The 12,834-nt window shown below is 62.3% G+C and carries 15 protein-coding genes; 10 read left to right on the top strand and 5 right to left on the bottom strand.

The features are described 5' to 3' along the window. Positions 1-3: 3 nt before the first annotated feature. The 9 genes from rpoD to ACUJ47_RS02925 all read left to right on the top strand — a co-directional run bounded on the left by rpoD (position 4) and on the right by ACUJ47_RS02925 (position 7,195). Positions 4-2,070, top strand: a complete 2,067-nt coding sequence (gene rpoD / locus ACUJ47_RS02965; protein WP_445536969.1) for an RNA polymerase sigma factor RpoD — start codon at positions 4-6, stop codon at positions 2,068-2,070. A 93-nt stretch (positions 2,071-2,163) separates the two neighbouring features. Continuing rightward, complete coding sequence (locus tag ACUJ47_RS02960; RefSeq protein ID WP_445536968.1) at positions 2,164-2,787, top strand: AAA family ATPase; 624 nt, start codon at positions 2,164-2,166, stop codon at positions 2,785-2,787. Between the two features lie 112 nt (positions 2,788-2,899). Beyond that, on the top strand, positions 2,900-3,532 hold the full coding sequence (locus ACUJ47_RS02955; RefSeq protein WP_445536967.1) for a DUF2059 domain-containing protein: 633 nt from the start codon (positions 2,900-2,902) through the stop codon (positions 3,530-3,532). 74 nt (positions 3,533-3,606) lie between these two features. Beyond that, on the top strand, positions 3,607-4,071 hold the full coding sequence (gene rpiB / locus ACUJ47_RS02950) for a ribose 5-phosphate isomerase B (protein WP_445536966.1): 465 nt from the start codon (positions 3,607-3,609) through the stop codon (positions 4,069-4,071). After that, on the top strand, positions 4,068-5,378 hold the full coding sequence (gene glyA / locus ACUJ47_RS02945) for a serine hydroxymethyltransferase (protein ID WP_445536965.1): 1,311 nt from the start codon (positions 4,068-4,070) through the stop codon (positions 5,376-5,378). Before rpiB ends, glyA begins: the two co-directional genes overlap by 4 nt. 3 nt (positions 5,379-5,381) lie before the next feature. Then, the gene (locus ACUJ47_RS02940; protein ID WP_445536964.1) at positions 5,382-5,600 is read left to right on the top strand and encodes a hypothetical protein; all 219 of its coding nucleotides are present in this window, start codon (positions 5,382-5,384) and stop codon (positions 5,598-5,600) included. 8 nt (positions 5,601-5,608) lie between these two features. Next, a complete protein-coding gene (gene nrdR / locus ACUJ47_RS02935) occupies positions 5,609-6,079 on the top strand; it encodes a transcriptional regulator NrdR (protein WP_445536963.1) in 471 nt (156 codons plus the stop codon). After that, positions 6,066-6,791 (top strand): RNA methyltransferase, encoded by a 726-nt coding sequence (locus ACUJ47_RS02930; protein WP_445536962.1) that lies wholly within the window; start codon positions 6,066-6,068, stop codon positions 6,789-6,791. The genes nrdR and ACUJ47_RS02930 overlap by 14 nt, the downstream gene beginning before the upstream one ends. 113 nt (positions 6,792-6,904) lie before the next feature. After that, entirely contained in the window at positions 6,905-7,195 is a 291-nt protein-coding gene (locus tag ACUJ47_RS02925) for a hypothetical protein (protein WP_445536961.1), read from the top strand. Positions 7,196-7,231: 36 nt separating this feature from the next. Here the strand turns inward: ACUJ47_RS02925 and ACUJ47_RS02920 are convergent, their stop codons facing one another. Then, entirely contained in the window at positions 7,232-7,549 is a 318-nt protein-coding gene (locus ACUJ47_RS02920; protein WP_445536960.1) for a chorismate mutase, read from the bottom strand. Between the two features lie 206 nt (positions 7,550-7,755). Between ACUJ47_RS02920 and rpsD the strand changes: the two genes are divergently transcribed. Next, entirely contained in the window at positions 7,756-8,370 is a 615-nt protein-coding gene (gene rpsD, locus ACUJ47_RS02915) for a 30S ribosomal protein S4 (RefSeq protein ID WP_445536959.1), read from the top strand. A gap of 524 nt (positions 8,371-8,894) precedes the next feature. On the opposite strand, the gene tgt is transcribed toward rpsD, so the two are convergent. From tgt to queA, 4 genes are read right to left on the bottom strand one after another with little or no spacing between them, the layout of a single operon-like run. Beyond that, a complete protein-coding gene (gene tgt / locus ACUJ47_RS02910) occupies positions 8,895-10,028 on the bottom strand; it encodes a tRNA guanosine(34) transglycosylase Tgt (RefSeq protein WP_445536958.1) in 1,134 nt (377 codons plus the stop codon). Between the two features lie 21 nt (positions 10,029-10,049). Further along, positions 10,050-10,814, bottom strand: coding sequence for an ABC transporter permease (locus ACUJ47_RS02905; RefSeq protein WP_445536957.1), 765 nt, complete (start codon positions 10,812-10,814; stop codon positions 10,050-10,052). Then, positions 10,811-11,755: an ABC transporter ATP-binding protein gene (locus ACUJ47_RS02900; RefSeq protein WP_445536956.1), complete on the bottom strand. Its 945-nt coding sequence runs from the start codon at positions 11,753-11,755 to the stop codon at positions 10,811-10,813. The genes ACUJ47_RS02905 and ACUJ47_RS02900 overlap by 4 nt, the downstream gene beginning before the upstream one ends. Positions 11,756-11,764: 9 nt before the next feature. Beyond that, positions 11,765-12,799, bottom strand: a complete 1,035-nt coding sequence (gene queA / locus ACUJ47_RS02895) for a tRNA preQ1(34) S-adenosylmethionine ribosyltransferase-isomerase QueA (protein WP_445536955.1) — start codon at positions 12,797-12,799, stop codon at positions 11,765-11,767. Between the last annotated feature and the right edge of the window lie 35 nt (positions 12,800-12,834).

The raw sequence follows: 12,834 nt of genomic DNA, 5'->3' as shown, positions 1-12,834 counted from the left end.
CCTATGGCGTCAAAGACTAAAGCCGGGGCAAGCACCAAAGACGATGATGCTCCGCTGATCGACCTCAACGAAGCATCGGTCAAGAAGCTCATCAGCAAGGCCCGCAAGCGCGGCTACGTCACCTATGACGAGCTGAACGAGGCGCTGCCGTCGGGCGAGATGAGCCCCGACCAGATCGAGGACATCCAGACCGCGCTGAGCGAAATGGGCGTGCAGATCGTCGAGAGCGACGAGGATGCCGAGGCCGAAGGGGATTCGGACGGCGAATCCGAGGTCGATGAAGTCGAAAGCGACGATAGCGACGACGATGAGGACGAGGACGCCAAGAAAGACGTCCGCAAGACCGGCAGCGCCGCCGCCAAGAAGACCGCGACCGGCGACCGCACCGATGACCCGGTGCGCATGTACCTGCGCGAAATGGGCGCGGTCGAACTGCTCAGCCGCGAAGGCGAAATCGCCATCGCCAAGCGGATCGAAGCCGGGCGCGACATGATGATCATGGGCCTGTGCGAAAGCCCGATCACCTTCCACGCCATCATCCAGTGGTCCGAAGCGCTCAACAATGAAGAGATGCAGCTGCGCGAGATCCTCGATCTCGACGCCATGCTCTCGAAGGAACCGCCGGCCGACAAGATGGAGGCCGACGAGGACGACGATGACGACGGCGAAATCTCGGAAGAGACCGCCGGCCCCACGATCCGCGACGACGACGAGGTCGAGGAAGAGGAAGAAACAAGCGACGAGGACGAGGACGGCGAGGAAGGTTCTTCGCGCCGCCGCGAGGAAGAGGACGAAGACGACAACACCATGTCGCTGGCGCAGATGGAAGCTGCGCTGAAGCCCGACGCGCTGGAACGCTTCGCCCGCATCACGTCGCTGTTCAAGACCTTCGAGAAGCTGCAGGCCGAGCGGGTTGAAACGCTCGCCGCCGGGCAGGAATTCCCGAAGGCCAAGGAAAACAAGTACGAGAAGCTGCGCGAAGACCTCACCGCCGAAGTCGAAAGCGTGCAGTTCCATGCGACCAAGATCGAGTTCCTGGTCGACAATCTCTATGCCTTCAACCGCCGGCTGACCGCGCTTGGCGGCCAGATGCTGCGCCTTGCCGAACGGCACAAGGTGAAGCGGATCGACTTCCTCAATGCCTATGTCGGCAATGAGCTGGACGAGACCTGGCTCAACGAAAACGCGAAGAAGGACAAGAAGTGGGCCGCCTTCGCCGAGAAGGAAGCCGATGCGATCGAACGCATCCGTGCGGAAATCGCCGACATCGCCAGCCAGACCGGCATGTCGCTCCCCGAGCTGCGCCGCATCGTCAACATGGTGCAGAAGGGCGAGCGCGAAGCGCGCATCGCCAAGAAGGAAATGGTCGAAGCGAACCTGCGCCTCGTGATTTCCATCGCCAAGAAATACACCAACCGCGGGCTGCAGTTCCTCGACCTGATCCAGGAAGGTAACATCGGCCTGATGAAGGCGGTCGACAAGTTCGAATACCGCCGCGGCTACAAGTTCAGCACCTATGCCACATGGTGGATCAGGCAGGCGATCACCCGCTCGATCGCCGACCAGGCCCGCACCATCCGTATCCCGGTGCATATGATCGAAACGATCAACAAGCTGGTGCGCACGTCACGTCAGTTCCTGCACGAGGAAGGCCGCGAGCCGACCCCTGAGGAAATGGCGCAGCGCCTTTCGATGCCGCTCGAAAAGGTGCGCAAGGTGATGAAGATCGCCAAGGAACCGATCAGCCTCGAAACGCCGATCGGCGACGAGGAAGATTCGCACCTGGGCGATTTCATCGAGGACAAGAACGCCGTGATCCCGGTCGATGCCGCGATCCAGGCGAACCTCAAGGAAACCGTCACTCGCGTGCTCGCTTCGCTCACGCCGCGTGAGGAGCGCGTGCTGCGCATGCGCTTCGGCATCGGCATGAACACCGATCACACGCTTGAGGAAGTGGGCCAGCAGTTCTCGGTTACGCGCGAACGTATCCGCCAGATCGAAGCCAAGGCGCTGCGCAAGCTCAAGCACCCGAGCCGCAGCCGCAAGATGCGTTCGTTCCTCGACCAGTAGAGCGAATTTTCCACTCTTCCAGGGAAGCTCCCGCTCGCCATTTGCCTCAAATTGCCGTACCATTGTGCAGTGCAGCAATTTGAGGTTTGGCCCATGCCTACCATAGCGATCGTCAGTCAAAAGGGCGGGTCTGGCAAGACCACTCTCGCCTTGCACCTCGCGGCAAGCGCCACACTGGCCAAGAAGCCTGCTTGTGTGATCGACACCGATCCACAAGCAACCGCTGCGGCGTGGAGCGATTGGCGCGGCGACTATTTCCCGCTTGTGGTAACCAGTCCACCAGCCCGGCTAGCCAAGACGATAGAACGGGCGCACCAACAGGACGAAATCAAAATTGTCGTAATCGACACCCCGCCCCATGCAGAAGCGGCCATGCGCGAAGCGATAAAGGCAGCCGATCTGGTGCTGATCCCCTCGCGCCCGCGCGCGTTCGACCTGCACGCACTCGAAGCTGTTGCCGAGATGGTCGAATTTGCAGGCAAGCCCGCCTTCGTCGTATTCAATGCCGTGCCATCCGGTGCGACGCGCCAAATTGCCGAAGCAACCGAAGTTGCCAAGGCCCATGGCCTAAAGACTTGCCCCATACATTTCGGTGAGCGCGCGGATTTCCACCGATCATCCGCCAAAGGCGAAGTAGCCGCTGAGATCGACGCTGAAGGCAAGGCGGCGGGCGAAGCCGCAGCGCTGTGGAAATGGGCTGCGCGCCAACTGAAGTAGCGTGCTGGCCGACGCGCGTTGCACTAGTGCCTTGCCTAACTGGCCCAAAGGGTACCCATCCCGGTAGCGAAGAGGCGAAACAATTTTCTTCCAAGTTTGCCGGGATCAGAACATGCTCATGAATGTCCGTGCATTGGCGCTGGCCACTGCTCTAGTCCTTTCACCATTCTCGACACAGGCGCAGGCCAGCGAGGCAAACCTCGCCGAGCTAGAAGACTCACGGGCGATCGTTCAGGCTGTGGTTCCAGCATCGGAGCGGACCGCCAACCTGCAGCGAGTAATGAAGGTGATCGGCTCTCAAATGATGCAAGCGGGTCTGTTCGACACCAATGACCCTGGCATGTCGCGACTGTTCGACGACTTCATGGCCTATCTTCCGGAACAATTGTCACCGATGATCGATGGCTTCGGTGATGACATGGCGCATGCTATGGCGCAGGCTTATGTCCGCGAATTTTCCGCCAACGAACTCAAGCAGATCCGCAAGTTTGCCGAAACACCGGCGGGCAAGCATTACCTTGGCGCCAGCATGAAGATGCTGGAGGATCCGGCAGTCGCCGCTGCAAACCAGCGCTTCCTCGCCTCGCTCCAGACCGAATTCGATCCGATCATGATCGAATGGGACCGGCGGATCAGGCAATACCGGGCTGCCCGCCCGGAGCAGGAGCGTGGCCAAGCCGCATTACCTGTCACCGCAGATTATCCCCCGCCGGCACCTCCCGCCCCACCTACGCCACCGCGCTGAGGCACGTCTCCGAGGCAGGGAAAAACCGCTTCGCAGGGGTCGCGCGAATCGCTCCCCTCCCCTATGTCGCGCGCATGCGTATCGCCATCGCCTCTGACCATGCCGCCCTCGACCTCAAATCCGAGCTTGCCGAATGGCTGATGGAACTCGGCCATGAGGTCGCCGACCTCGGGCCCTACTCGACCGAAAGCGTCGATTATCCCGACTATGGCTACAAGCTGGCAGCGGTCGTCGCCGATGGCACTGCTGAGCGCGGCATCGCGCTGTGCGGATCGGGCATCGGCATTTCGATCAGCGTCAACCGCCACCCGCATGTCCGCTGCGCGCTGGTTTCAGAGCCTCTTTCCGCTGCGCTCGCACGCGAACACAACAATGCCAATTGCATCGCGCTCGGCGCGCGGCTGGTCGGCATTGAAATGGCCAAGGCCTGTGTAGAGACATTCCTTGAGACCGAGTTCGCCGGTGGCCGACACCAGCGCCGCGTCGACAAGCTTTCGAACCCGCCCTCCGACACCGACACGATAGAGCCTCTCCAATGAACACAGCGCCTTCAGCCAATACCGATATCATGCACCACTTCTGGCATGACACGCTTGCCCAGGCGGACCCGGAAGTGGCCGCGGCAATCGCGAACGAGCTCAAGCGCCAGCAGAACAAGATCGAGCTGATCGCGAGCGAGAACATCGCCTCCACTGCGGTGCTCGAAGCGACCGGCAGCGTCTTCACCAACAAATATGCCGAGGGCTATCCGGGCAAGCGCTATTACGGCGGATGCGACTATGCCGACGTGGTCGAAACGCTTGCGATCGAACGCGCGAAGCAGCTGTTCGGCTGCGAATTCGCCAATGTGCAACCCAACAGCGGCTCGCAGATGAACCAGGCCGTGTTCCTGGCGCTGCTCAATCCCGGCGACACCTTCATGGGGCTCGACCTCAATTCGGGCGGACACCTGACCCATGGCTCGCCGGTCAACATGAGCGGCAAGTGGTTCAATCCTGTCGCCTATGGCGTGCGCAAGGATGACGAGCGGATCGACATGGACGATGTCATGGCGATCGCGAAGGAGCACAAGCCCAAGCTCATCATCGCCGGCGGCACCGCCTATTCGCGAGTGTGGGACTGGGAAGGCTTCCGCAAGGTAGCGGACGAAGTCGGCGCCTATCTGATGGTCGATATGAGCCACATCTCCGGGCTGGTCGCGGGCGGTGCGCACCCCTCGCCCTTCCCGCATGCCCATGTCGTCACCACCACCACGCACAAGAGCTTGCGCGGCCCGCGTTCGGGCGTGATCCTGTGGAATGACGAGGCGCTGACCAAGCTGCTCAACATGGCGGTGTTCCCCGGCCTGCAGGGCGGACCGCTGATGCATGTCGTGGCGGCCAAGGCGGTCGCATTCCTCGAGGCGTTGCGCCCCGAGTTCAAGGCCTATGCCCACGCCGTGGTCGAGAATGCGCGCGCGCTCGCCGCCAGCCTTGAGGAAAACGGCCTGCGCATCGTATCGGGCGGAACCGACAATCACTCGATGCTGGTCGATCTCACTGCGAAGGATGTGACCGGCAAGGATGCCGAAAAGGGCCTCGACCGGGCCTGGCTCACCTGCAACAAGAACGGCATCCCCTATGACACGCGCAGCCCCTTCGTCACGAGCGGTATCCGCCTCGGAACTCCGGCGGGAACGACGCGCGGCTTCGGCCCTGCCGAATTCCGCAAGGTCGGCAAGCTGATCGCCGAAGTCGTCGACGGGCTTGCCAAGAACGGCCCGGAAGGCGATGCTCAGGTAGAGGAAAGCGTGCGCGGCCGGGTGGCCGAACTGTGCGAGGCCTTTCCTGTCTATCCCGGGAGATAAACCATGAGCGATAATGCACCCGAAGGCCGCGATTGGGTCCAGGACACCAAGGAAGAAATCGTCGGCATGGCCAAGCAGGGGGTCAAACACCCCTCGACCAAGCCGGTGTTGACCGGGGCCGCGATCGGCGCAGTGGCGGGTGCGATCCTGCCCGTGATCAGCTGGCCGCTTGGCCTTGCAGCTGGCGCCGGCATCGCACTCTATAGCAGGTTGAAGAAGTAAGAGACTGAATGCGCTGCCCTTTTTGCGCCCATGACGACAGCCAGGTAAAGGACAGCCGCCCGACCGAGGACAACACCTCGATACGGAGAAGGCGCCAATGCTCTAGCTGCGGCGCCCGCTTCACCACATTCGAACGCGTGCAATTGCGCGAGGTCTCCGTCGTCAAAAGCGGGGACCGCCGCGAGGCATTCGACCGTGGCAAGCTCGAGCAGTCGGTTTCGCTCGCCTGCCGCAAGCGCGGCGTCGACCAGGAACGGATCGACCAGCTCGTCTCCGGCATCCAGCGCCAGGTCGAAACCGCAGGCGATGCCGAAGTCCCCTCATCGCGCATCGGCGAAATGGTGATGAACGGCCTGCGCCAGATCGACAGCGTGGCCTATATCCGCTTCGCTTCGGTCTATCGCGATTTCAGCGAAGCGAAGGACTTCGAAGAGTTCGCCAGCACCGTGCAGGAAGCGGCGCAAGATGGGGCAAGCTGAACAACCGGCGATCGTGCTGGTGCGGCCGCAACTGGGCGAAAACATCGGCAAGGCGGCGCGCGCGATGCTCAATTTCGGGCTCACCGAAATGCGGCTGGTCGCTCCGCGCGATGGCTGGCCCAACCCCTCGGCAGGGCCTGCAGCGGCTGGTGCGGATATCGTGCTGGAACAGGCTCGGGTTTTCGACACGGTAGCAGAGGCTGTGGCGGACTGTGCGCATGTCTATGCCACCACGGTCCGCAAGCGCGGCGTGACCAAGCCCGTGGTCGGGCCGGACGAAGCCGGGCGCGAAATCCATGCGGCGGTGGGCAAGAGCGCGATCCTGTTCGGGCCCGAGCGCTCGGGCCTCGAAACCGAGGACGTCGCGCTCGCCCGCACGATCCTGACCGTTCCGATCAACCCCGAATTCGGCTCGCTCAACCTCGCGCAGGCAGTGATCCTATGCGCTTATGAGTGGTCGAAACAGGCGCCTGTCGTCCAACCGACACAGGAAGACCTGTTGCCCCCTGCACCGCAGGAGGAACTGGAAGGCCTGATCGCGCATCTCGAGAGCATGCTTGAGCCCAAGGGCTATTTCTTCCCCGAAGCGCGGGTTGAAGCGACGCGCAAGACTTTGCGTGGCGTCCTCACCAAGCCGGGCTGGAACCATCTCGAGATCCGCACGCTGCGCGGCGTCCTCTCGTCGCTCGAACGCCCACCGCGCAAGGGCTGAGCGGGGTCGGACCTACTGGCGTGCAAACGCCTTCATTCCACCAGAACCATCTGCAGGTGCACTAGAATATTTTTGAGTAGGACTTTTCGTCCGCTTCGCTCTATCGGGCCAGTGTGCGCGGTGCATTCTGCATTCCGGAGTCCATTTCCATGAAATCCCCCATTCTTTTCGCCCTCTACCCGGTAGCGCTCGCGCTGACCCTTCCCGCCCATGCTGCGGGCACGCCCCAGACCGAATCCACCGAACAGGCAGTGCCCCCCGAAGCGAAAGAAGAAAAGAAGATCTGCAAGCGCGACGAGGGCCGAACCGGCTCGCGGCTTGGAGGCAAGAAGATTTGCAAGACGAAAGCCGAATGGGAGCAAAGCGCGCGTGAGGCGCGGGATAGCGACCGCTTCGCATCCTGAGCGCCGGCATCAAGCCGGTCTAGGTCAAGGAATCGGCTACGCCCGGTTGCGTAGCCGGTCCCATTCCTCGAATTCGTAAGCGATCGAGGTTTCGACCAGCAGGTTCCATATCTCAGCGAGCCTTCCCGCCGGAAGGCCTCGCGCCTCCGCATCCGCGCGGGCATTGGCGATAACTGCCGCCTTGCGAGCTTCGTCGCGCACGCTGTCCCGGTCCTGCTTGATCCGCGCAGCGGCGCGCATATAGCCGAAGCGGCGATCAAGCAGCTCCATCAGCTTGCGGTCAGTGGCGTCTACGCCCGCGCGAACATCCAGCATGGTGGCGCAATCCTCGGGCAAAGTCATGGTCTTGGTCATGCCGCGCCCTGTGGCGGCTTGCCGGGCGTTTGTCGAGAGGGGCGTGAATGCTTGACGCACCACACAATCCTGCTATGCGCGCGCCTTCGCGAATTGGCCCCGTATCCCGGTGAAGCGGTGGCCGCGTCGGACAACAGGTCCGGCGGTGCGATGCCGGGTTGAACGGTCACCATTGGGGTGATCCAGCAAATTGAAGGATACGACTTATGTCGAAGCGCAAGAGCGCCAAGTACAAACTCGACCGCCGGATGGGCGAAAACATCTGGGGTCGTCCGAATTCACCGGTCAACAAGCGTTCCTACGGCCCGGGCCAGCACGGCCAGCGCCGCAAGGGCAAGATGAGCGACTTCGGCCTGCAGCTGCGCGCGAAGCAGAAGCTCAAGGGCTATTACGGCGACGTGACCGAAAAGCAGTTCAAGCGCACCTACCAGGAAGCGGCGCGCATGAAGGGCGACACCGGCCAGAACCTGATCGGCCTGCTCGAACAGCGCCTCGACATGGTTGTCTATCGCGCCAAGTTCGCACCGACCATTTTCGCGGCTCGCCAGATCGTGAGCCACGGCCACGTCTATGTGAACGGCGTGAAGTGCAACATCGCCAGCCGTCGCGTCATCGTTGGCGACGTGATCACCCTGGGCAAGAAGGCGCAGGAAATGGCGCTGGTGATCGAAGCGCAGGGCCTGCCCGAGCGCGACATTCCGGACTACGTGTCGGCTGACGGCAATGCGAAGGTGACCTTCGCCCGCGTGCCGAAGCTCGACGAAGTGCCCTACCCGGTCACCATGGAACCGAACCTGGTCGTCGAGTTCTACTCGCGCTAAGTTCTGACAATATCGTCACGCAAAAGGGCGGTCCGAAAGGGCCGCCCTTTTTGTTTGGCATCGGTTGTTTGGGGCTACGTCCGATTATGGGTGGTAAGTGGACATCTGTGAGCAACCGCTCCCATCGTCATTCCCGCGGTTGCGAAGCACAGCCGGAGGCTGAACGCGGGAATCCATAGGCCTACCGTCGCTTATCGTTCGTGGATTCCCGCGTTCGCGGGAATGACGATTTCTCTGCTGAATGCCGCCATTCCGATTTTCCTACATGGCTATGTTCTGGCACAAGCGCGCTCCGCTCTTTGCCATCGTTGTATCATCCCAACGCTCCATCCCTCGTATTGCCATTGCGAGGAGGCGCAGCCGACGTGGCAATCCACCTAGGCTCGCGTTTGCATGGATTGCTCAGCTACGCCCGCAATGACGAGCCGGGAGTTTTCTTCTTAGACAGTGTCGCATGTGTCGCATCGGTGAGAAAAGCCGTGCGCGGGAATGACGAGTCCTGAATTGCTAGCCGGGATTCTCCGCTAGCTTGACGCAGCAAGGTAATCCCGCCGGAAAGTGCTCGCGAATTCCCCGAAGCGCCCTTCCCCGATCGCATCGCGCATGGCCGCCATTAGCTGCTGGTAGAAGCTGAGATTGTGCTCGGTCACCAGCATGGCGCCCAATATCTCGCCCGACTTGTGCAAATGATGGAGATAGGCGCGCGAATAGCTGCCGCAGGTGGCGCATGTGCACCTGTCATCGAGCGGCGCGCTATCCTCGGCATGGCGCGCATTGCGCAAATTGAGCGGTCCGTTCCAGGTGAAGGCCTGCCCGTTGCGGCCCGAGCGTGTCGGCAGCACGCAATCGAACATGTCGATCCCGCGCTCGACCGCCCCCACGAGATCGTCGGGCTTGCCCACGCCCATCAGATAGCGCGGCTTGTCCTGCGGCAATTGGCCGGGCGCGAAATCAAGCGTGGCGAACATCGCCTCCTGCCCCTCGCCCACCGCCAGCCCGCCCACGGCATAGCCATCGAAACCGATCTCGATCAGCTTCTCGGCACTGACCTTGCGAAGATCCTCGTCGAGAGCGCCCTGCTGGATGCCGAACAGCGCCGCTCGCCCCGCATGTTCGCCGCCGCTGTCAAAACCGTCACGGCTGCGCTTTGCCCAGCGCATCGACATCTCCATCGAACGGGCAATCACATCGCGCGGCTGGTCCGCACGCGGGCACTCGTCGAACGCCATCACGATATCGCTGCCGAGCAGGCGCTGGATTTCCATCGAGCGTTCGGGCGTGAGCATGTGCTTCGATCCGTCGAGGTGGCTGCGGAATTCGACTCCCTCCTCGGTCAGCTTGCGCAGCTCCGAAAGGCTCATCACCTGGTAGCCGCCGCTATCCGTCAGGATTGGGCGCGGCCAGTTCATGAACTGGTGCAGCCCGCCCAAACGGGCGACCCGCTCCGCCCCCGGGCGGAGCATCAAATGATAGGTGTTGCCGAGAATGATGTCTGCGCCGGTTGCGCGCACGCTTTCGGGCTTCATCGCCTTGACCGTGGCGGCGGTGCCGACGGGCATGAAGGCGGGCGTGCGGATTTCTCCGCGCAGCATGCGGATCGTGCCGGTGCGGGCTTTGCCGTCTGTGGCGTGTATCGAGAAGGAAAAGCGGTCTGCCATAGCGCCCGCGCGCCTAGCCGTTCACGCTCTCAGGCGCCAGCCCGTCTTGAAGATGTAAGCGATGATTGCCACGCATACCGCAAGGAATCCGAGCGTGATGCCAAGCGAAAGCCCGAAATTGACATCGGCACTGCCATAGAAGGTCCAGCGCAGCCCGCTGACGAGATAGACGATCGGGTTGAACAGCGCGATCTTGTCCCACGGCTCGGGCAGCATGTCGATCGAGTAGAATGTGCCGCCAAGGAAGGTCAGCGGCGTAAGGAACAGCATCGGGATGATGCCCAGCTTCTCGAAATTGTCCGCCCAAATGCCCAGTATGAAGCCGAACAGGCTGAAGGCCGCAGCCACCAGCATGATATAGACCACCGCCAGCAGGGGATGCGCGATCGAATAGTCGACGAACAGCCGCGCGGTGACGAGGATGATCGCGGCAAGGATCAGGCTCTTGGTGGCGGCGGCCCCGACGAAACCGATCAGCGTTTCCGCCACGCCCACCGGTGCGCTGAGCAGTTCGTAAATCGTACCCGTGAAGCGCGGCATGTAGATGCCGAAGCTGGAATTGCTGGTCGTCTCACCCAGCAAGGTGAGCATCAGCAGGCCGGGAATGATGAAAGCGCCATAGCCCACGCCGCCAAGGTCGGGCATGCGCCCGCCGATCGCCGCGCCGAACACGATGAAATAGAGCGAAGTCGTGAGCACAGGCGCCAGCACCGACTGGAAGGCGGTGCGCAGGAAACGGACCAGCTCGCGCTTGTAGATCGACCAGGTGGAACGCCACGCAATCATGCCGCGGCCTCCTCATGATCGAGGAGCGAGACGAAGATCTCCTCGAGGCTGCTTTCGCGCGTGTCGATCCCGGTATAGTCGATCCCGGCGCGAGTCAGCGCCTTGGTCAGCTCGGCGACTTCCGCCTTGCCCTTGCCCGTACCGTCACCCCCGCGATAGCGCAGCGAAGTGCCGCCATTCTCCAGTTCGACCGGGAAGCTGGCGATGGCCGCCGGTATCTCGCTCATCGGCGCAGCCAAAGCGATATGCGCTTCGGTCCGGCCGAGCTTGGCCATCATCGCCGATTTGTCGTCGACAGTGATGAGCCGCCCCTTGTTGATGATTCCCACCCGGTCGGCCATTTCCTCGGCCTCTTCAATGTAATGCGTGGTGAGGATGACGGTGACGCCGCGCCCGCGCATCTGGTCGATGATCGCCCACATTCCCTTGCGCAGCTCGACATCGACCCCGGCAGTGGGTTCGTCGAGGAACAGCAGGTCAGGCTCGTGCGCCAGCGCCTTGGCGATAAGCACGCGGCGCTTCATCCCGCCCGACAGCGTCATGATGCGGTCGTTGCGCTTCTCCCACAGGCTGAGCGAGCGCAGGATTTCCTCGATCCGCCCCTTGTCCGGCGCAAGGCCGAATAGCCCCCGCGAATAGCTCACCGCGCGGATCACCGGCTCGAACATGTCGGTGCTGAGTTCCTGCGGGACCAGGCCGATCCGGCGACGCGCATCGCGCCAATGCGAAGCCATGTCCTGCCCGAAGGCATGGATCGTGCCGCTGGTCGGCCGCACCAGCCCGCAAACCGCGCCGATCAGCGTGGTCTTGCCTGCGCCATTGGGGCCAAGCAGCGCGAAAATTTCGCCTTTGCGGATCTGGAGATCAACGTGATCGAGTGCTTTCAGGCCACCGGGATAAATCTTGGACAGGCCGCGCAACTCAAGAATAGGTTCGCTCATTGCAACTGATTAGGGCAAGAGCAATGAGGAGTCACCATAGGAATAGAAGCGATATTCCGCCTCGATTGCATGGGCATATGCCGCCATCATGCGCTCCCTTCCCATCAATGCGCTGACCAGCATCATCAGCGTCGATTTGGGCAGGTGGAAATTGGTCATCAACCCCTCGACAGCCTTGAAGCGATAGCCGGGCGTGATGAAAATTGCCGTGTCGCCTTCGAACGGTGCAATCGTGCCGTCATCGCGCGCGGCGCTTTCGAGCAAGCGCAGCGAAGTGGTACCGACCGCGATGATCCGGCCGCCCGCCGCGCGTGCCGCGTTCAGTCGCGCAGCCGTCTCGGGTTCGATCCGGCCCCATTCGGCATGCATCTGATGGTCTTCGGTATCCTCGGCCTTCACCGGCAGGAAAGTGCCCGCGCCGACATGCAGGGTGAGCGTTTCACTGAGGATGCCGTGGTCGGCAAGGTCCCGCATCAGCCGATCGGTGAAATGGAGCGCGGCTGTCGGTGCGGCAACCGCACCGTCCTTCGCTGCGAACATCGTCTGGTAGTCCTCACGGTCGCGCTCGTCTGTTGCGCGCTTGCCAGCGATATAGGGAGGCAAAGGCATGGTTCCCGCGCGGTCGAGCAACACCTCGACCGGCTCGTCGCCTTCGAAGAAAAGCGTGAAACTGCCATCGGCGTGCCGCGCTTCCGCTATCGCTGTGACCCCGCCCCCGAAAACCAGCTGGTCGCCTTCCTTCACGCGCTTGGCATTGCGGATAAAGGCGATCCATCGGCGCAGGTCTTCCCGCTTGTGCAGCGTTGCACCGATCTTCGCTTCGCCGCCCGCCTTGCGGCCTTTGAGCTGGGCGGGGATCACGCGGGTATCGTTGAACACCAGCACATCGCCCGGCTCAAGCAAATCGGGCAAGTCGCGCACATGGCGGTCAATGAACTCGCCTTCACCGTGCACCACCAGCATGCGCGCGGAATCGCGCGGACGCACCGGGCGCAGCGCTATCCGTTCTGGCGGAAGCTCGAAGTCGAACAGGTCTACACGCATGGCCTGCGCCCCTAGAGGCGGTATGCGGCGATGGG

The sequence above is a fragment of the Altererythrobacter sp. Z27 genome (assembly GCF_052683155.1).
This window is presented reverse-complemented; position numbering and strand designations above follow the sequence as displayed.

Excerpts from the sequence above, each read along its gene's own strand:
- ACUJ47_RS02940 (WP_445536964.1), top strand. The coding sequence starts at position 5,382 with ATGAGCGATAATGCACCCGAAGGCCGCGATTGGGTCCAGGACACCAAG.
- ACUJ47_RS02930 (WP_445536962.1), top strand. The coding sequence starts at position 6,066 with ATGGGGCAAGCTGAACAACCGGCGATCGTGCTGGTGCGGCCGCAACTG.
- ACUJ47_RS02955 (WP_445536967.1), top strand. The coding sequence starts at position 2,900 with ATGCTCATGAATGTCCGTGCATTGGCGCTGGCCACTGCTCTAGTCCTT.
- tgt (WP_445536958.1), bottom strand. The coding sequence starts at position 10,028 with ATGGCAGACCGCTTTTCCTTCTCGATACACGCCACAGACGGCAAAGCC.
- queA (WP_445536955.1), bottom strand. The coding sequence starts at position 12,799 with ATGCGTGTAGACCTGTTCGACTTCGAGCTTCCGCCAGAACGGATAGCG.
- nrdR (WP_445536963.1), top strand. The coding sequence starts at position 5,609 with ATGCGCTGCCCTTTTTGCGCCCATGACGACAGCCAGGTAAAGGACAGC.
- ACUJ47_RS02960 (WP_445536968.1), top strand. The coding sequence starts at position 2,164 with ATGCCTACCATAGCGATCGTCAGTCAAAAGGGCGGGTCTGGCAAGACC.
- ACUJ47_RS02920 (WP_445536960.1), bottom strand. The coding sequence starts at position 7,549 with ATGACCAAGACCATGACTTTGCCCGAGGATTGCGCCACCATGCTGGAT.
- rpsD (WP_445536959.1), top strand. The coding sequence starts at position 7,756 with ATGTCGAAGCGCAAGAGCGCCAAGTACAAACTCGACCGCCGGATGGGC.
- rpoD (WP_445536969.1), top strand. The coding sequence starts at position 4 with ATGGCGTCAAAGACTAAAGCCGGGGCAAGCACCAAAGACGATGATGCT.
- ACUJ47_RS02905 (WP_445536957.1), bottom strand. The coding sequence starts at position 10,814 with ATGATTGCGTGGCGTTCCACCTGGTCGATCTACAAGCGCGAGCTGGTC.
- ACUJ47_RS02900 (WP_445536956.1), bottom strand. The coding sequence starts at position 11,755 with ATGAGCGAACCTATTCTTGAGTTGCGCGGCCTGTCCAAGATTTATCCC.
- rpiB (WP_445536966.1), top strand. The coding sequence starts at position 3,607 with ATGCGTATCGCCATCGCCTCTGACCATGCCGCCCTCGACCTCAAATCC.
- glyA (WP_445536965.1), top strand. The coding sequence starts at position 4,068 with ATGAACACAGCGCCTTCAGCCAATACCGATATCATGCACCACTTCTGG.